The organism is Aeromonas sp. Y311-2, assembly GCF_027706025.1.
Taxonomy (GTDB): Bacteria; Pseudomonadota; Gammaproteobacteria; order Enterobacterales; family Aeromonadaceae; genus Aeromonas; species Aeromonas veronii.
The window spans coordinates 164,387-181,808 of sequence record NZ_JAPDCL010000003.1 but is presented as its reverse complement, the minus strand read 5'-3'; the positions used below and the strand labels follow the sequence as shown (position 1 = coordinate 181,808).

Here is a 17,422-nt window from a genome sequence, read left to right as displayed (position 1 = left end):
TGTTTATGCTTTTGTCTGGCCGTAATAGGCGTGTTTGCCATGTTTGCGCTGGTAGTGCTTCTCCAGCAGGTAATCGGGCAGGGGGCGGGCCGCGGGGTTGATCTGGCCGGTGAGCCAGGCCATGCGCGCCACCTCTTCCAGAACCACGGCGTTGTGTACCGCGTCCTCGGCGCTCTTGCCCCAGCTGAAGGGGCCGTGGTTGGCCACCAGCACCCCCGGCATGGTGAGGATGGGGGTCTGTTTGAGGGTCTCGACGATGAGATGACCGGTCAGCCCCTCGTAATCCTCCTCGACTTCCCCCGGGGTGAGCAGGCGGGTGCAGGGGATCTCGCCGTGGAAGTAGTCGGCCTGGGTGGTGCCGAAAATGGGAATAGGGCGCCCCGCCTGGGCCCAGGCGGTGGCGTGGGTGGAGTGGGTGTGCACCACGCCGCCAAGCTCCGGATAGGCGCGATAGAGCACCAGATGGGTGGCGGTATCGGAGGAGGGGCGCAAGGCACCTTCCACCTGCTTACCCGCCAGATCCAGCACCACCATGTCCTCCAGCAGCATCCGCTCATAACTGACGCCACTTGGCTTTATCACCACCAGATTGCGCTCTCGGTCGATGCCGCTCACGTTGCCCCAGGTGAAGGTCACCAGCTCGTGGCGCGGCAGATCCAGGTTGGCGACGAGCACCTGCTCCTTGAGCATCTTGAGGTTCATGCCGGTATCCCCCGGTTGTAGAGCGGCTCGGCGGCGGCGCCCCAGGCGAGGTAGCGCTGGTAGAGACGCTCGTATTCGGCGACCCGCTCAGGGTTAGGCTGGTGGGTGCGCTCCACGGCGCTCGCCATGTGGCGCTGGGCCTTGGCCACATCGGCGTGGATCCCGGCCGCCACGGCGGCAAAGATGGCCGCCCCCAGGGCGCAGCACTGATCCGAGGCCACCACCTGGATGGGCCTGTTCATCACGTCGGCGCAGGTCTGCATCACTGTGGTCGACTTGCGGGCGATACCGCCAAGGGCAATCACCTGCTCCACCGGCACCTGCTGACTGGTCATGCACTCCATGATGCTGCGGGCCCCGAAGGCGGTGGAGGCCACCAGGGCGCCAAAGAGATCGGGGGCATCGGTGCCGAGGTTGATCCCCGTGAGGGTGCCCTGCAGGCGCTGGTTGGCGTAAGGGGTGCGGCGGCCGTTGAACCAGTCGAGCACCACCGGCAGGTGGGCCAGATCGCGCTGCTGCTCCCAGGCGGCGGCGAGGCTTGGCAACAGTTCCCGCTTGTGGGCCTCGATGGCGGTGCGCAGCTCGGGGTACTGGGCGGCGAGGCTCTCCAGCGGCCAGCCGAGCTGGCGCTGATACCAGGCGTAGATGTCGCCGAACGCCGATTGTCCCGCCTCCAGCCCCACCATGCCCGGCACCACGCTGCCGTCCACCTGGCCGCAGATCCCGGCAATGGCGCGATCACCTATGGTGGCCTCGTCGGCGATCAGGATGTCGCAGGTGGAGGTGCCTATCACCTTGACCAGCGCATTGTTGCCGGCCCCGGCCCCCACCGCCCCCATGTGGCAGTCAAAGGCGCCGCCGGCGATCACCACTTCGCAGGAAAGGTGCAGCCGCTCCGCCCACTCGGGGGTCAGGGTGCCGACCGGCAGCTCGGCGGTCCAGCTGTCGGTAAAGAGCGGGTAGTCGAGATCCTCGGTCAACAGCGGATCCAGTGCGTTGAGAAACTCGGCGGGGGGCAGGCCGCCCCAGCTCGGGTGCCAGAGGGACTTGTGGCCGGCGGAGCAGCGTCCGCGCCGGATGTCGGCCGGGGCCTGAGTACCGCTCAGGATGGCGGGAACCCAGTCGCACAGCTCGATCCAGTTGCAGGCGGCGGCGCGCACCGCCGCGTCACTGCGGGAGACGTGCAGGATCTTGGCCCAGAACCACTCGGAGGAGTAGACCCCGCCGATGTAGCGGCTGTAGTCGGGGAACTGGCCGCCGTGGCACAGGGCGGTGATGGCCTCCGCCTCCTCGATGGCGGTGTGATCCTTCCACAGCACGAACATGGCGTTGGGGTTGTCGGCAAACTCCGGACGCAGGGCCAGCACACGGCCCTCCTCGTCGATGGGGGCTGGCGTCGAGCCTGTGCTGTCCACCCCGATGCCACGCACGGCGGCGCGCTGACTCGGGGTGAGCTGGTTCACCACCGCCACCACCGCCTGTTCCATGGATTCCAGATAGTCGAGGGGGTGGTGGCGAAACTGGTTGGTGACCGGCTGACAGTAACGACCGGCCTGCCAGCGCGGGTAATAGACGACCTGGGTTGCCAGCTCGGCGCCGTCGTGGCAGCGCACTGCGAGTGCCCTGACCGAATCGCTGCCGAAATCGAGTCCGATGGTGATCTGCTCGGACCTGGGGTGCTCAGACATAAGTGCTCCTGACCATCAATGAGGGGTGACTGGTGAGGAACCATAGGAGATGGACTGGACGGGCGGTTAGCCATTGGCTGCTGGAAATATGGATTTAAACGCTATGCCGGCAAGAGGGTGACGGCCATCGAAGATCCGCTATGTGATTATTTTGCTGAAAACATAGACAAAACGGCTGCAATTTCATGGCGTGATCCTGCTCTCCATTTTTCCATTTGAAAACGATTACAACTTGGTTCGCTCAACTAACAACAACAATAACATCCTGTTTAAGCATGTTTTTATATGGCTGCGACTTGATTGACTCAAGGAGCAGCACTGCGTGGATACATGGATTGATAGAACACCTGGAGACACTCGCATGAACAAAATCGTTAGCAGCATGATCGCAATGGGGTTTGCCCTTGGTATGGCAAATTCTGCTTTCTCGGCCGAGGCACTGAAGCTGGGCTATCTGGTCAAGCAACCGGAGGAGCCCTGGTTCCAGACCGAATGGAACTTCGCCGACAAGGCGGGCAAGGATCTCGGTTTCGAGGTGATCAAGATCGCCGTCCCCGATGGCGAGAAGACCCTCAATGCCATCGACAGCCTGGCGGCCAACGGCGCCAAGGGCTTCGTCATCTGCACCCCTGATCCCAAGCTCGGGGCTGCCATCATGGCCAAGGCCAACAGCATGGATCTGAAGGTCATCACGGTGGACGATCAGTTCGTCAACGCCAAGGGCCTGCCCATGGAGCAGGTGCCGCTGGTGATGATGGCCGCCACCAAGATTGGTGAACGCCAGGGCCAGGAGCTCTACAAGGAGATGCAAAAACGCCAGTGGGACGTGAAGGCGACCGGGGTGCTCGCCATCACCGCCGACGAGCTCGACACTGCCCGTCGCCGGGTCGAAGGTTCCCTGAGCGCGCTCAAGGCCGCCGGTTTCCCCGAAGGCCAGATCTACCGCTCACCCACCAAGGCCAACGATATTCCGGGGGCGCTGGATGCCGCCAACTCCATGCTGGTGCAGCACCCCGAGGTGAAGAACTGGCTCATCGTCGGCATGAATGACAACACAGTGCTGGGCGGCGTGCGCGCCACCGAAGGGCAGGGCTTCAAGGCCGAGAATGTCATCGGCATAGGCATCAACGGGGTGGATGCGGTGAACGAGCTCTCCAAGTCCAGCGCCACCGGCTTCTTGGGCTCCCTGTTGCCCAGCCCGGACGTGCACGGTTACAAGAGCATCCAGATGCTCCATGACTGGGTAGTCAACGGCGCCGAACCGGCCAAGTTCACCGAGGTGACCGACGTGGTGCTCATCACCCGCGACAACTTCAAGGTCGAGCTGCAGAAGAAAGGTCTGTGATTGACGCCATTTAAACCCTGACACCGAGACCGGCATGGCGAAGCACGCCATGCCGGTCGGCTGGAGTGAAACATGAATCAGTCAGTTCCTTATCTAGAGTTTTGTGGCATCAGCAAGGAGTTTCCCGGCGTCAAGGCGCTGAAGAACGTCTCCTTCTCCTGCCAGCATGGCACGGTGCACGCGCTGATGGGGGAAAACGGCGCAGGCAAGTCCACCCTGCTCAAGATCCTGAGCGGTTTCCAGTCGCCCACCACCGGGGTGGTGAAGCTGGCCGGCCAGGAGCGGGTCTTTCAGAGCACGGTCGATGCACTGGAGAGCGGGATCGCCATCATCTATCAGGAGTTGCACCTGGTGCCCGAGATGACGGTGGCCGAGAACATCTACCTCGGTCAACTGCCGACCCGGCGCGGGGTCATCGATCGGGAGAAGCTCTATCAGGATGCGGCTAAGCAGCTGGCGCGCCTCGGCATGGATGTCTCCCCCGAGACGCCGCTCAAGTACCTGTCGCTGGGGCAGTGGCAGATGGTGGAGATCGCCAAGGCCTTGACCCGGGATGCCAGCGTCATCGCCTTCGACGAGCCGACCAGCAGCCTGTCGTCCCGCGAGATCGAGCAGCTGTTTCGGGTCATCCGACAACTGCGTGACGAGGGCAAGGTCATTCTCTACGTCTCCCACCGGATGGACGAGATCTTCGCCCTGTGCGATGCCATCACGGTATTCAAGGATGGCCAGTTCGTGCGCACCTTCGCCTCCATGGCCGAGGTGGACCGGGATCTGCTGGTCAAGACCATGGTGGGGCGTGAGCTGACCGACATCTATGGCTACAGCCCAAGGCCGCTCGGCGAGGCGGGCCTCAAGGTAGATAACCTGATGGGACCAGGGCTCAAGGCACCGGTATCGTTCGAGGTCAAACGTGGGGAGATCCTCGGCATCTTCGGGCTGGTGGGAGCCGGGCGCAGCGAGCTGATGAAGCTCATCTTCGGCGCCAACAAGATGCACTGCGGCGAGATAGCGGTGTTCGGCAAGCCGGTGGTCATCGGCAGCCCCATCGACGCCATTCGCAGCGGCATCATGCTCTGTACCGAAGATCGCAAGGCGCTCGGCATCATCCCCATTCACTCAGTGCAGGAGAACATCAACATCAGTGCCCGCCGTCACCACGCGTGGGGGGGCTTCTGGATCAACCAGCAGTGGGAGGACGAGAACGCGAGGCTGCGGATCCGCGACATGCGGGTCAAGACCCCGTCTCCCCAGCAGGCCATCATGAACCTCTCTGGTGGCAACCAGCAGAAGGCCATTCTGGGGCGCTGGCTCTCCGAGGACATGAAGGTCATCTTGCTCGACGAGCCGACCCGCGGCATCGACGTCGGGGCAAAGAACGAGATTTACAACGTGATTTACGATCTGGCCAAGGTGGGCATCGCCGTGGTGGTGGTATCGAGCGAGCTGCCGGAAGTGCTGGGCATCGCGGACCGGATCATGGTCATGCGGGAGGGGGAGATCGCCGGCGAGCTTTCCCACGATGAGGCCAACGAGGTCAAGGCGCTCAATCTGGCCATGCCGGCCCGTTGATCTGCTGACCGCAACGAGATAGCACCCGGAATTATCAGGAGAAATACCATGACAACTACTACCTCAGTCGGCCAGGCCGCCAGCGCCGCGACTGCCAGCGGCTCCCGCCTGCAACTGGCCCGCGTCTGGGATCAATACGGCATGCTGGTGATCTTCGCCATCCTGTTCCTGCTGGCCTGCGTGCTGGTACCCAACTTCGCCAGCCTGATCAACATGCGCGGGCTCGGGCTCGCCGTCTCTATGTCGGGCATGGTGGCCTGCGGCATGCTGTTCTGCCTCGCCTCCGGCGAGTTCGACATGTCGGTGGGCTCAGTGGTTGCCTGCTCCGGCGTCGCCTGCGCGGTGGGCATCAACGCCACCGAGAGCATCACGGTGGGCATCCTGGCCGGCATGTCGGTGGGGGTGCTGTTTGGCCTCATCAACGGCATCGTGGTGGCCAAATTCAAGATCAACGCCCTCATCACCACCCTCGCCACCATGCAGATGGCGCGCGGGGTGGGCTACATCATCTCCGACGGCAAGGCGGTCGGCATCGTCGAGGAGCGTTTCTTCGAGCTCGGCAACTCCGCCCTGCTCGGCATCCCGACCCCGGTCTGGCTGACCGCCGTCTGCTTCGTGCTGTTTGGCCTGCTGCTCAACAAGACCACCTTCGGCCGCAACACCCTGGCCATGGGGGGTAATGAGGAGGCGGCGCGTCTGGCCGGGGTCAACGTGGTGCGCACCAAGATCATCATCTTCACCATGACCGGGCTGATTGCCTCCATCGCCGGCATCATACTCGCCTCGCGCATGACCTCGGGTCAGCCGATGACCTCCATTGGCTTCGAGCTGGTGGTGATCTCCGCCTGCGTGCTGGGAGGGGTTTCCATGAAGGGGGGGATCGGCAAGATCTCCTACATCATCGCCGGGGTGCTGATCCTGGGGCTGATGGAGAACGCCATGAACCTGCTCAACATCTCCCCGTTTGCTCAGTACGTGGTGCGTGGCCTCATCCTGCTCGCCGCCGTGCTGTTCGACCGCTACAAACAGGTCCGCAAGGCGCGCATCTGATCCTGTCCAACCGGTGCAGGCCCGCGTGCTGCGGGCCTGCAGAGGGTTACCCCATGGCTTACGACACATCCCGTTGTGAGCCAGTTCACCAATTTCACACGGCGCCGAGCGTCAGATAGCGCGTTTCCAAGGTGAGTCTTTACAATGGCCCAAGCCGATTTTTTTACCCAAGCGCTGTTTTCCGCCATGTCCTCGATGCAAAAAGAGAAGCCGAAACAACTCAACCCCCTGCTGCCGGGCTATGCCTTCGACGTCTTCCTGGTCTCGGGCATGACCCCCATCGAGCAGGGGAGTGCGCTCGACTTCATCATCGACCGGCCCCTGGGGATGAAGGGCTTCATCGTCAATCTGACCATCAGGGGCAAGGGGCTGATCTTTCAGGGGGAGCAGGCCTTCACCGTGGAGCCCGGCGACCTGCTGTTGTTTCCGCCGGCGGCGGTGCATTATTACGGCCGGGCGCCGGATGCGCGGGAGTGGTATCACCGCTGGGTCTATTTCCGGCCGCGGGCCTACTGGGCTGATTGGCTCAAGTGGCCGCAGGTCACTGAGCGGGTGGGGCGCCTGCAACTAGCGGACGCCGCCTTGCTCGCCGAGTTCGACGCCCTGTTCCTCGACATCGAAGAGACCCATCAGCAGCTGCGCCCCATGTCGGAACAGCTGGCCATGAACCTGCTAGAGCGGCTGCTTATTCGCTGCTATGAAGCCTCCTCCCTAAGTGCCTACCCCACCATAGATCACCGGGTGCACCAGGCGTGCCAGATCCTGAGCGAGTCGCTCTGCGCCGAGATCTCGGTGGAGGCGCTGGCCGAGCAGGTGTTTTTGTCCCCGTCACGGCTGGCCCACCTGTTTCGCGAGCAGGTGGGGGTGAGCATAGTGCGCTGGCGCGAGGATCAGCGGATCATGCGGGCCAAGCTGCTGCTGCAGACCACGCCGCTGTCGGTGGCCACCATAGGCCAGCAAGTGGGCTATGACGATCAGCTCTACTTCTCGCGGGTGTTCAAAAAACGGGTGGGGGTCAGTCCCTCGGAATATCGGAAATGTGCTACTCCACTATGACATCATATTTCAGCTAGCTTGCGAAGATTCAAAAAATAGACTCAACACTCTCTTTCACGGGGTGGCTGCAATGTGAAACGACGCCAGCTGGCGTCGTTTTTTTATCTCTGCAATCGGGGGGATTGCCGGTTAGCGGGCGCTCTGGCGCACCTCGGCGGCGATCTGGTCGAGCAGCTGTTGCCAGCCCTGACCCAGCTCGTTCACCAGCGCGTTGTAGCCATCGGCCGGCAGTACCCGCTCCTGACGGAAGGGGGCATCGCGCAGCACGGTGCCATCCTCCGCCAGCAGGCGCCATCGACCACTCAACACGGCGCTGCCGTCATGACGGCCCTGAAAGCGCTCCACCAGAATGGTCAGCACCGGCCCCTTGCGGGCGCCATCCTGCCGTACCACCCAGCCCGGCAGGCGGGTGGAGAGGCCATTGAGGGTGAGCTGGTTGAGCTGATCGTCCAGCGCACCGGCCCAGCGATGGTACTCGGTGAAGTGCAGCTCTTGCCCTTCCAGCTGATAGACCAGACTGATCCGGTCGAGCTGGCTGGCCAGCGCCACCGGGCGCAGCACCAGCTGGTGCTTCGGTTGGGCCGGGGCCGTCACGGGTTGCTGGCTGTCGGCATCGAGCGAGTAGTAGTGCAGGCTTGGCTGGCTGCTGCAACCCGCCAGCAGGCCCAGCAGGGCCAGCGTCAGGATCTCTTTTTTCATTGTTTGCCTCGCTTGGGCTCAGGGTCCGATGGATGCGCGCGATCGAAGATCAGCGAGCTGGGCTGCTCGTTGAGGGAGTGCACCAGCGGCTGCAGTTCGCGCATCAACTGATTGAGGGTCTGCACCGACTGACGCAGATCCTGATTGGTCTGCGACTGGGCATCATAGGCCTGCAAGGTCTCCTGTAACTGCTTGAGGCTCTCGTTGAGCGAGGCCGGCAGCTGCTGGGTGGAATCCTTGGCGGTAAGCTTGTTCAGGTTGGCGCTGACTGCACTGATGTTCTTCAGGGTGCCATCCAGGGTGGTGAGTGACCCGTTGACCTTGGTCAGGGTGGTCGCCATGTCCATGTCGACAAACTTGTCGAGGATGAGGTTCACCTTGCGCTCGATCTGATCCAGCCCGCCCTGCACGGTGGGGAAGACCTGATAACCGGCCAGCTTGGCCTGCTCGAAACGTGGCGCGTCCGGATAGAAGTTGAGATCGATGATCTTGCCGCCGGTCAGCAGGCTCGAGGTCTTGAGGCTGGCACGCAACCCCTCCTTGAACTGCTTGCCGAACAGGGCACGCCACTGATCCTTCTCCGCCTTGGCATAGCGGTGGGAGAGACGCTGCACCTCGATGCGGGCCAGCACCGGGATCTGGCGGCTCTTGAAGATCTGCACGCCCTTGTCCTCGATGAGGTAGGGGGCGGAGATGACGGTACCGACCCGAATGCCGCGATACTGCACCGCCGCGCCCGGGTGCAGGCCACCCACGTTGTCATCGAACAGGAAGACGTAGTCGATGAACTGATCCAGACTACCGGCCAGCACGCTCGCCTCATCCTGGAACAGGGTGAACCCTTCCATCTGTTTGACCGGCTCGCCAGGCGCCCAGCCGGGTGGCAGACCCATGGTGATGCCGCCATCGATCAGGCTCTCCAGCGAATCCATCTTCACCTTCATCCCCTCGCTGCTCATGGATACCTCGAAGCCCGGGGTCATCCAGAAGCGGGAGTTGCTGCTCACCAGAATGTCATAGGGGGCGTGGATGAAGATTTGATACTGCATCTCGCTCTTTTCTGGCAGGAACTTCGCCTCTTCCACCTGACCTATGGTGAAGCCCTGATAGTTGATGGGGGAGCCTTCTCCCAGCGCGCGAGTGTCGCGACTACTGAGGGTGAGACGCAGACCCTTGGCATCGAGGGAGGCGAGCGGCGGTTTGTCGAGCATGGCGTATTCGTCCCGCGCCCGACCTTTCTTGCCGGGGGCGAGCTCGATATAGGCGCCGGAGAGCAGGGTGCTCAGACCCGATACCCCTTCACGGCCCACTCTGGGCTTGACCACCCAGAACTGGCTGTCACCGCGCAGCATGCCGGAGGCGGCATTGGTCAGCCGTCCTTTCAGTACGGCATGGCTGTAGTCATCACTCAGCTCGACGGCCTCGATGCGGCCGACGTCCACTTCGCGGGAGCGGATCACCGTCTTGCCAGCGACTATGCCCTCGGCAGTGGCGACTGTCAGGGTGAAGCTGGGGCCCTGGGAGTACCAGTGCTGGAACAGCATCCAGAGACCGATGAACAGTGCCAGCAGGGGCACCATCCAGATTGCGGCGGCAGAGCTCAGAAAGTCAGAGCCCGGTTTCCACCTTTGTTTACGCTCACTCACGTTCGCGTTCTCCTTGTTGTAAATCCCAGATCAGGCGGGAGTCGAAACTCATGGCGGCGACCATGGTGATCAGCACCACACCTGCAAATGCGACGGCCGCAGGGCCGGGGTAGATGGTCATCAGATTGTCGAGCCGGATCAGGCCCGCCAGAATGGCCACCACGAAGACGTCGATCATCGACCAGCGTCCGACAAATTCGGTCATGCGATAGAGTTTGAGCTTGCCGAGGGGAGAGGTGACATTGCCGCGCTGCACCATATAGCAAAGCCAGAATAGCGCCAGTATTTTCACCAGCGGCACCACCACGCTGGCGAAAAAGATCACCGCCGCTATGGGGTAGGAGCCCATGGCCCAGAGCAGCACCACACCGCCGAGGATGGTGGAGGGGCTGTCATCACCGAGAAACACCGTATCCATGATGGGATAGACGTTGGCCGGAATGTAGAGAATGGCGGAGGTAAACAGCAGCGCCCAGGTGCGGTTCAGGCCGCCCGGCTTGCGCGCATGCAGCTTGCCGCCGCAGCGGGAGCAGCTGTGGCTACCAACCTCGCTCAGGGCGCCACAGATATGACAGCCCACCAGACCGGACTCCAGCGCGCCCGCTTCCGGGTCGATATCCCGTGACTCGGTTGGGCCGAACAGCCGCTGCCACAGCCACATCTGATCCAGTGAGGAGATCATCTTGATGAGCAGCACGGTGTAACCGACGAAAGCCCAGAATGACAGCCCCATCTTGATGTCGGCCATCCCCATCAGCTTGACCAGCGAGATGAGCACCCCCACCAGAAAGACATCCACCATCAGCCAGGGTTTGATCCGGCAGAGCAGACGGCCGAGGGAGCGCAGGGCATTGCTGTGCAGATCTTTATCGACCCGCCACAGCACCAGCATGATGGATCCCATATAAACCAGTGGCAGGCCGATCAGGGTCAGGCTCAGTACCGCGCCGAGAAACAGATAGCCCTCATCCACCAGGGTGGTGATGCTCTGCAAAAAGGTCATCTCCTGGCCCACCCCTTTGGCCGAGAAGGACATAAAGGTAAAGGCATTGGCGAGCACGAACATGATAAGTGCCGCGAACCCGTAGGAGATCGGCCGCAACTCCTGCTGTGGCAGGTGGCGACTCAGGGTGTGTCCGCAACGGGGGCAGCAGCTGGCCTGTCCCACCTCGAGCGGTGTGGCCGGTATCAGCAGGTCACACTCTTCGCAGGCAGTGGCATCATGGACATAGGTGGTGTGGTGTTGGTGTGAAACCGGATGCAAGATAAAACCCCAGATAAGGCCCGTGGTAGAGCCAGAGCTGGCGATTATCGCAGTTGTGCTGGTCAGCGACCAGCCCCCGGAGGCCGCTATTGCTGGCGGGAGTGAGAATGACTTTGACAAGCCAGTGCCCATTTAGCACAATCAAACGCCACTTTTTTTCCGCGGGACAATAATTTATGACAACTGAATCCCCCAGCTACTCCACGATTGAGCAAGCCTTCTCCCTCGGGAACGGGCAAGATTCTGCCCTCAACTGGTTGCGCAAGAACCGCAGTCAGGTCGCTATTTTTCTGGTGAGCGGCATCAAGCTGGAAGGCACCATCAGCGGGTTCGACCAGTACAGCGTGCTGCTGACCGATGCTCATGGTAACCAGCAGCTGGTCTACAAGGCCAAGATCTCCACCATCGCCATGCACACCGGCCGTCCGCAGGTGAACATCCAGCGTGCTCGCAAGCCGCGTGTCTCCATGGCGCCGCGCCCCCACGGTGCGCCGGGTCGTTATGACGATAATCAGGGCGGCGGTAACAACGAGTAATCGTCTGCCCCGCACTCCCCGTTGATGCGCCCTGCGTCAGCGGCTGACGGAACCTGCTCTCATTTTCATTCATGTCCCGTATGAGAGCCGGTTCCGGTTATCGCCCCTTGCAGGGCGATATTTTTTCCGCACTACGCCGTTATGCCGACCGGTTTGCCTTCTTTGACCATGCAGGTCTGCATACCCGCCGCTTCTCCGGCCTGTACCCCGATACCGGTATCTTCAAATACCAGACAGCCTGATGGCTCGACCCCCAGCTTGCTGGCGACCAGCAGGAAGGTGTCCGGATTGGGCTTGTGCAACTCCACATCGTCTGCGGTGACCACCACGGAGAAGTAGCGATCCAGCCCGGTGTTGCGCAGCACTGCCTCGGCGTTGACGCGAGGCGAGCCGGTGCCGATCCCCATCGGGATGACGCCATGATAGCGCTCGACCAGCGCCTGCATGGCCGGAAACACGGTCGCCTTGTGCAGGTTGGCCACATAGTGGGCGGTCTTGCAGCGGGTGACTTCGAGCGGATCGAGGGGGATCTGCTGCTCCTGTGCGACCAGCAGGGCTATCTTGCGGCTCGGCATGCCACCCAGCTCATAGAACCAGTCGACGTCGAAGTGAAAGCCAAACTCGCGGGCGGTATGTTCCCAGGCGGCGAGGTGCAGCGGCATGGAGTCGACTAGGGTGCCATCAAGGTCAAAGACCAGGCCTTGGAATCCGGAAAGGGTCATGGTGCGGGTCAGTCTCTGAAAAAAGGGAGCCCATTCTAGCCAGTGGTTCTCTGCCTCGCCATCACCTAGCTGGTGAGAAACGCTTGCCCCCACATTTGTGACTGAAAATAGACGGGGGTGAGCTGGGCCGGATCGAGTTGATATTTGGGGGCAAGCTGTTCCAGCAGGGCCCAGTTGCCCTGTTCATAGGTGCTGACCAGCTGAAACAGATGAAAGAGTGGCCCTTCGTGCAGTTCGATGGCGCGCTGCACGCTCTTGGGCAGGTGGGCCATCAGCGGCTCCGACAGCAGGGAGCCATCGAGAACCAGTCCTACCAGAAAGGCCCAGCTGGCCTCTGCTTTACCGAGGGCGGTGAGGGCAATCAACTCGCAGAAGCGGCCGCGGGCGATAGCCATGCGGGTGCAGGCCTCCGGCATGTGCTGGCTTACCTGGGCCAGACCGTTGATCAACACGAACTTGCGGATCTCCTGCTCCCCCAGATAGGAGAGGGCGCGGGGTACCGAGGTGATGGGGGCGGCATGATCGAAGCCGGGGGCGTTGACGTAGGTGAGCAGCAGGCCGGGCAGCCAGGCATCCTGCTCCAGCAGGCGGGCTACCTGGGCGAAGGAGAACTCCTCGTGGCAGATGAGCTGGAGGACCTGCTGTACCAGCGCCATATCGGGCTGGTTGGCCCGCTGATTAACCAGCTCGGGACGGGCGAGAAAGCCGCCGGCAAAGAAGTCGACCCCCGCCTCCCGCAGCGGGAGAAAATCCGCCCAGGTTTCGATGTTAAGCGCCATCCGCTTGTGCTCGGTGGGCTGGCAGATCCCCTCTTCCCCCATCCAGTACACCAGCAAGCGGCTGGCGCCGAGCCAGCGCGGATCCCGGTTGGCGCCATGTACCGCCAGTCTGCGCCGGCTGTCACGCCACTGCTCCAGCACCGGGAACGAGTTGGGCTGGCGTTCACTGGAGGCTTCAACCAGCGGGATCGAGTCCTGATCCAGCAGCATGGGACGCTGTTCATCGAGCTGTTCGTGGGTGAAGGGCACCAGATATTGACGCCCCTGTGCCAGCAGTCGGCAATGTTGCGCCAGTGAAGGCCATTCGGCCGGTGAGCTGAGCTGATAGTCGATGCCGTAGGCCACCAGAGCCAGGCGACGATTGAAGATGGGGTAGCGACGCAACAGCATGGGATCACCGATAGGCCAGAGTGCGGGCCCTCCCTTGTGACTTGGCGTGGTAGAGCGCCTGGTCAGCCTGTTCGGTCAGGGTCTGCCATGCTCCGTCCTGGGAGGGAACCAGATAGCTAAAGCCTATGCTAACCGTAATGAAATCAGCAACCCGCGAGGCGGGATGGGGCATTTTCAAGCGGGCAAGACCATCGTGGATCCGTCCGGCCAGCTGTTCGGCCTCACCGGGTTGGGGGGCGCAGAGCAGAATGACGAACTCCTCCCCGCCGTAACGGGCGACCAGATTGGTACAGCGCCGCTCTGCATCCCGCAGCACATGGGCCACCTGTTGCAGGCAGAGATCCCCCTTGGCATGGCCGAAGTGGTCGTTGTAGGCCTTGAACTCGTCGACGTCGATCATCAATACCGCCAGCAGGTTCTGGGTGCGTCGTGCCCACTCCCACTCCCGCTGCATGGTGATGTCCCACTGGCGCCGGTTGGCGATGCCGGTGAGGGGATCTTCCAGCGACAGCAGGGAGAGGCGGTGATTGGCCTCCTCCAGCGCACGGTTGGTCTCGGCCAGCTGCATGGTGCGCTCGGTGACCCGGGCCTCCAGCTGGCGGTTGAGGGTTTCCAGCTGCTCCTGAGTACGCTGGCGGATCAGCAGTTGTGACAGAATGGCGGCGTACTGTTTGAAGATCTCGCTCTGATAGGCCTTGAGCGGCCGGTGCCAGAGCAGGTTGTCGGCGGCGATCCAGCCGATGGGGGTGGTGCCATCCCATAGCGATACCATGGCGTTCCAGCCACGGCCCACCTGCTGCTTCTCGTAGTAGAGGGGGGTATCTTCCATCACCAGCACGTAATCCTTGCGCCTGAGCGCCTCTTGCACTGTCGGGTGATCCGGAATGGGGCTGATGAAGTTGTGTTCATCCATAAGCTCGCCCTCCTCGCTGGTGCCCCAGGTGCCGCGCATGGTCTTGCCATCGGGTTCGATCAGGAAGATGGCGACCCGATCGAACTGCAGCTCCTTGCGGGCCAGCAGCACGGCATCCCGCAGCAGATCGTTCTCGCTGCGACTGCGGGAGAGGGTGACGCTGACCATGTGCAGCGCCTGCAACATGGTGAGGAAGGAGCCCTGCAGTGCCTGACTCTGTACCAGGTCGGTCTGGGTATGGAGCCGCTGGTCCCGCTCCTGATTGACCTGGCTGGAGAGCAGGTGATTGCTGAGCTCGGCTGTCAGATAGTGGATAAGGAGCTGGATGCCCTGACGCTGGTGGGAGGAGAGGCGATCGATGCGGCGGCGGGTCTCCAGATAGATGACCCCTTCCAGTTTCATGTGACGCTTGAGAGGGAAACAGGCGCGTAACTGCGGCTGGGCGGGCTCCACATTTTCGCCGGGGTCAGGCGGTGGCTGGAGTTGTTCGATTACCAGTTGTCCCTTCTCCATCGCCTTGTCGATCAGGTGGTGGGGCAGGGTCAGTTGACCGAGATGGGCGAGATCAAGCGTGGTCAGCCCGTGATCGAGCTGAAAGCTGTAGAGTTGCGGTTCGGGGGCTTTCAGCCAGAGGTAGAGGCGTTCGGCATCGGTCTTTTCACGGATGGTGGCGAGGCTCACTTCGCATAACTGAGCGAAGTTGGTGAAGTGTTCCGGGTCCCATTCCTGCATACCAATATCCCTTGGATTGTACCCAAGCGAGTATAGACATATTTCTCCTTGATTAATATGTCAGAAAGGAGAGGCAGCGCACATAACGGTTGCTTTCAGCCCTGCTGGTGGAGACATTCACTGCGTTCTCTGCCAATCGTGGATAGAACTGTGTGCCATAACAGTATATATGGCAGCTTGTAGGGCGGGATGCCGGGCAAAAAAGAGCCCGCACGATGGCGGGCTCTCGGGCAGATCAGATGATTCTACGTGGCTTATTCTGCCTTGGGGGCAGTCTCAGCGGTCGTTTCACTGCTATCGGCTGGCGCACTCTCGGCCGCCGGGGCTTCCGGTGCCGGGCCCGGCACCAGATCCACCGCCGGTTTGGCGATAAGGGAGCGGGTCTCTTCCACCGCTTCGGTCAGTTTGACCTCGATGATCTGGCCGAGCTCATAAACCACTTCGGTCTTGTCCAGATAGACGCGACCGTTGTCCCAGTTGCACTCCAGTCGATCCTTGTTGTCGAGAATATGGCGGGCAGGCAGGAAGACCACAGCGCCGTTCTCCTGCAGACGCAGCTTGAGACCGGCACGCATCACGTCGATGATCTCGGCGTTGAATACCTGATCGGTGCCAGCCGCGGCTTTCAGGTAGCGAACATAGAGCCAGTCGCCGATGTCACGCTCCACCATGCGGTGCAGGCGGCGGCAGGCGGTCAGATGCTCTGTGAGCTCCTGACTCGGGCGCTCACCCGGGGTCTTGCCGGCGATAACGGCTTTCAGCAGACGATGGTTGACCATATCGCCGTATTTACGGATCGGGGAGGTCCAGGTGGCGTAGGCATCCAGACCCAGACCATAGTGGGCGCCCGGTTCGGAGGACATCAGCGCATAGCTTTGGAAGCGGCGGATCTTGCCATCCAGCCAGCGGGTGTCGAGGTTGTCGATCCAGCGGCGCAGGGCACAGAAGCCGGAGAGGCTGGCGATCTCGTCGCGCTCGAACGGGGCTTCGGCACTCTTCAGCAGGTCGATGGCGCCGTCGAGGGACTCTTCGTCAAAGCCGGTGTGAACGTTGAAGATGCCGTAACCGACGCTCTTGCCCAGTACGCGACCGGCGCAGATGTTGGCGGCGATCATCGACTCTTCCACCATGCGGTTGGCGATGCGGCGCGGCTCGACGTGGATAGCCAGCACTTCGCCATTCTCGCCCAGCTCGAAGTCGTAGTCGGGACGATCCGGGAACACCAGGGCATGCTCGGTGCGCCACGCGATGCGCGCCTCGGTCATTGTCTTCATCAGCGGCAGCTGGGCCAGTACGCCTGCGTCGATGGACAGCTCTTTGCCATGCTCGGCCCAGTCGGAGACGTCGTCATAGTTGAGGCGGGCGTGGGAGCAGATGCGGGCTGCGAAGAACTCGGTCTCCTCCAGCAGCAGACCGTCTTCGGCGATGAGCAGACGGGCACACAGAGTGTTGCGCTCCTCACCCTCTTTCAGGGAGCAGAGCTCGTCGGAGAGGGTGCGCGGGATCATCGGCACGTTGCGGCCCGGCATGTAGACGGTAAAGGCGCGCTGGGCGGCCTCTTTGTCCAGCTCGCTCCCTTCGGCCACATAGGCGGTCGGGTCAGCGATGGCGACCAGCAGCTCCCAGCCGTTGTCCAGCTTGGTGATGGCCAGCGCATCGTCCATATCCTTGGTTTTGGCACCGTCGATGGTGAAGAAGGGCACCTTGGTCAGGTCACGACGGGGCAGCTCTTCCTCTTCGATCACCTTCCACTCCGGCAAGTCAGCCGGCTCGACCTGGGCCAGATTGTGGCGCGCAAGCACCACCCACCAGGGCACATTGTGATCTTCCTGGGCGGCGATCTTCTGGATGATCTCGGCAGAGAAGTTGCCGTCGACCAGCGCATGGCGCTTGAGGGTCGCCACCACCCAGTCACCTTCCTTGAACTCTTTCTCATCCAGACCCTTCTTGACGCGGGCCTTGATGGCATCCTTGATCAGCGGATGGTCGGCAACCACGTTGAGGCGGTCGCGGAACATCTTGACCCGGGCCACGAAGCGGGTGACGGACTGCTCCAGCAGGGTATCCGGCTCGGCCACTTCCTTCTCTTTTTCGGTGCGGATCAGGGCGGTCACCCGGTCACCGTGCATCACCTTCTTCATGTAGGGAGGCGGCACGAAATAGCTGGTCTTCTCATCGACTTCCAGAAAGCCGAAGCCCCGGTCCGAGGCGCGGATCACACCCTCTTTCTTCGGGATGTTTTCGCGGATTTGTTGCTTGAGCTGGGCCAGCAGCGGATTGTCTTGGAACATAAGTGAGGAACCTGAAGTGAAAACCTGGGTGGAGACC

The 17,422-nt window shown here is 61.9% G+C and carries 14 protein-coding genes; 5 read left to right on the top strand and 9 right to left on the bottom strand.

Going from position 1 to position 17,422, the window contains the following annotated elements:
- Positions 1-3 precede the first annotated feature (3 nt).
- On the bottom strand, positions 4-702 hold the full coding sequence (locus tag OKC42_RS04570; RefSeq protein ID WP_270819138.1) for an L-ribulose-5-phosphate 4-epimerase: 699 nt from the start codon (positions 700-702) through the stop codon (positions 4-6).
- A complete protein-coding gene (locus OKC42_RS04565) occupies positions 699-2,390 on the bottom strand; it encodes a ribulokinase (protein WP_270819137.1) in 1,692 nt (563 codons plus the stop codon). Before OKC42_RS04565 ends, OKC42_RS04570 begins: the two co-directional genes overlap by 4 nt.
- A gap of 361 nt (positions 2,391-2,751) precedes the next feature.
- Between OKC42_RS04565 and OKC42_RS04560 the strand changes: the two genes are divergently transcribed.
- The 4 genes from OKC42_RS04560 to araC all read left to right on the top strand — a co-directional run bounded on the left by OKC42_RS04560 (position 2,752) and on the right by araC (position 7,413).
- On the top strand, positions 2,752-3,735 hold the full coding sequence (locus OKC42_RS04560; RefSeq protein ID WP_270819136.1) for an arabinose ABC transporter substrate-binding protein: 984 nt from the start codon (positions 2,752-2,754) through the stop codon (positions 3,733-3,735).
- A 72-nt stretch (positions 3,736-3,807) separates the two neighbouring features.
- Positions 3,808-5,307, top strand: a complete 1,500-nt coding sequence (araG, locus tag OKC42_RS04555; RefSeq protein ID WP_042081552.1) for an L-arabinose ABC transporter ATP-binding protein AraG — start codon at positions 3,808-3,810, stop codon at positions 5,305-5,307.
- A gap of 48 nt (positions 5,308-5,355) precedes the next feature.
- Complete coding sequence (araH, locus tag OKC42_RS04550) at positions 5,356-6,357, top strand: L-arabinose ABC transporter permease AraH (protein WP_029303215.1); 1,002 nt, start codon at positions 5,356-5,358, stop codon at positions 6,355-6,357.
- 144 nt (positions 6,358-6,501) lie between these two features.
- Positions 6,502-7,413 (top strand): arabinose operon transcriptional regulator AraC, encoded by a 912-nt coding sequence (araC, locus tag OKC42_RS04545; RefSeq protein WP_042081551.1) that lies wholly within the window; start codon positions 6,502-6,504, stop codon positions 7,411-7,413.
- Positions 7,414-7,542: 129 nt separating this feature from the next.
- Here the strand turns inward: araC and OKC42_RS04540 are convergent, their stop codons facing one another.
- Genes OKC42_RS04540 through OKC42_RS04530 form a run of 3 tightly spaced genes read right to left on the bottom strand, consistent with a single transcriptional unit; the run spans position 7,543 to position 11,022 of the window.
- Entirely contained in the window at positions 7,543-8,112 is a 570-nt protein-coding gene (locus OKC42_RS04540) for a PqiC family protein (RefSeq protein ID WP_270819135.1), read from the bottom strand.
- Entirely contained in the window at positions 8,109-9,758 is a 1,650-nt protein-coding gene (gene pqiB / locus OKC42_RS04535) for an intermembrane transport protein PqiB (RefSeq protein WP_270819134.1), read from the bottom strand. Before pqiB ends, OKC42_RS04540 begins: the two co-directional genes overlap by 4 nt.
- Positions 9,751-11,022 (bottom strand): paraquat-inducible protein A, encoded by a 1,272-nt coding sequence (locus OKC42_RS04530; protein ID WP_013723466.1) that lies wholly within the window; start codon positions 11,020-11,022, stop codon positions 9,751-9,753. The genes pqiB and OKC42_RS04530 overlap by 8 nt, the downstream gene beginning before the upstream one ends.
- Before the next feature lie 176 nt (positions 11,023-11,198).
- On the opposite strand from OKC42_RS04530, the gene hfq reads away from it, so the two are divergent.
- Complete coding sequence (gene hfq, locus OKC42_RS04525; protein ID WP_005335772.1) at positions 11,199-11,558, top strand: RNA chaperone Hfq; 360 nt, start codon at positions 11,199-11,201, stop codon at positions 11,556-11,558.
- A gap of 131 nt (positions 11,559-11,689) precedes the next feature.
- Here hfq and OKC42_RS04520 read toward each other — a convergent pair whose 3' ends face one another.
- From OKC42_RS04520 to OKC42_RS04505, 4 genes are all read right to left on the bottom strand, one after another.
- Positions 11,690-12,280, bottom strand: a complete 591-nt coding sequence (locus tag OKC42_RS04520) for an HAD family hydrolase (RefSeq protein ID WP_270819133.1) — start codon at positions 12,278-12,280, stop codon at positions 11,690-11,692.
- Positions 12,281-12,345: 65 nt separating this feature from the next.
- Complete coding sequence (locus OKC42_RS04515; RefSeq protein WP_270819132.1) at positions 12,346-13,449, bottom strand: EAL and HDOD domain-containing protein; 1,104 nt, start codon at positions 13,447-13,449, stop codon at positions 12,346-12,348.
- A 4-nt stretch (positions 13,450-13,453) separates the two neighbouring features.
- Complete coding sequence (locus OKC42_RS04510; protein WP_270819131.1) at positions 13,454-15,094, bottom strand: sensor domain-containing diguanylate cyclase; 1,641 nt, start codon at positions 15,092-15,094, stop codon at positions 13,454-13,456.
- Positions 15,095-15,348: 254 nt separating this feature from the next.
- Positions 15,349-17,385: an exoribonuclease II gene (locus tag OKC42_RS04505; protein WP_270819130.1), complete on the bottom strand. Its 2,037-nt coding sequence runs from the start codon at positions 17,383-17,385 to the stop codon at positions 15,349-15,351.
- Positions 17,386-17,422: the final 37 nt, after the last annotated feature.

What these genes read in the sequence shown, in the direction of transcription:
- araC (WP_042081551.1), top strand. Translation starts at nt 6,502, where the DNA reads ATGGCCCAAGCCGATTTTTTTACCCAAGCGCTGTTTTCCGCCATGTCC.
- OKC42_RS04515 (WP_270819132.1), bottom strand. Translation starts at nt 13,449, where the DNA reads ATGCTGTTGCGTCGCTACCCCATCTTCAATCGTCGCCTGGCTCTGGTG.
- OKC42_RS04560 (WP_270819136.1), top strand. Translation starts at nt 2,752, where the DNA reads ATGAACAAAATCGTTAGCAGCATGATCGCAATGGGGTTTGCCCTTGGT.
- OKC42_RS04540 (WP_270819135.1), bottom strand. Translation starts at nt 8,112, where the DNA reads ATGAAAAAAGAGATCCTGACGCTGGCCCTGCTGGGCCTGCTGGCGGGT.
- OKC42_RS04505 (WP_270819130.1), bottom strand. Translation starts at nt 17,385, where the DNA reads ATGTTCCAAGACAATCCGCTGCTGGCCCAGCTCAAGCAACAAATCCGC.
- OKC42_RS04510 (WP_270819131.1), bottom strand. Translation starts at nt 15,094, where the DNA reads ATGCAGGAATGGGACCCGGAACACTTCACCAACTTCGCTCAGTTATGC.
- araH (WP_029303215.1), top strand. Translation starts at nt 5,356, where the DNA reads ATGACAACTACTACCTCAGTCGGCCAGGCCGCCAGCGCCGCGACTGCC.
- araG (WP_042081552.1), top strand. Translation starts at nt 3,808, where the DNA reads ATGAATCAGTCAGTTCCTTATCTAGAGTTTTGTGGCATCAGCAAGGAG.
- hfq (WP_005335772.1), top strand. Translation starts at nt 11,199, where the DNA reads ATGACAACTGAATCCCCCAGCTACTCCACGATTGAGCAAGCCTTCTCC.
- OKC42_RS04570 (WP_270819138.1), bottom strand. Translation starts at nt 702, where the DNA reads ATGAACCTCAAGATGCTCAAGGAGCAGGTGCTCGTCGCCAACCTGGAT.
- OKC42_RS04565 (WP_270819137.1), bottom strand. Translation starts at nt 2,390, where the DNA reads ATGTCTGAGCACCCCAGGTCCGAGCAGATCACCATCGGACTCGATTTC.
- OKC42_RS04520 (WP_270819133.1), bottom strand. Translation starts at nt 12,280, where the DNA reads ATGACCCTTTCCGGATTCCAAGGCCTGGTCTTTGACCTTGATGGCACC.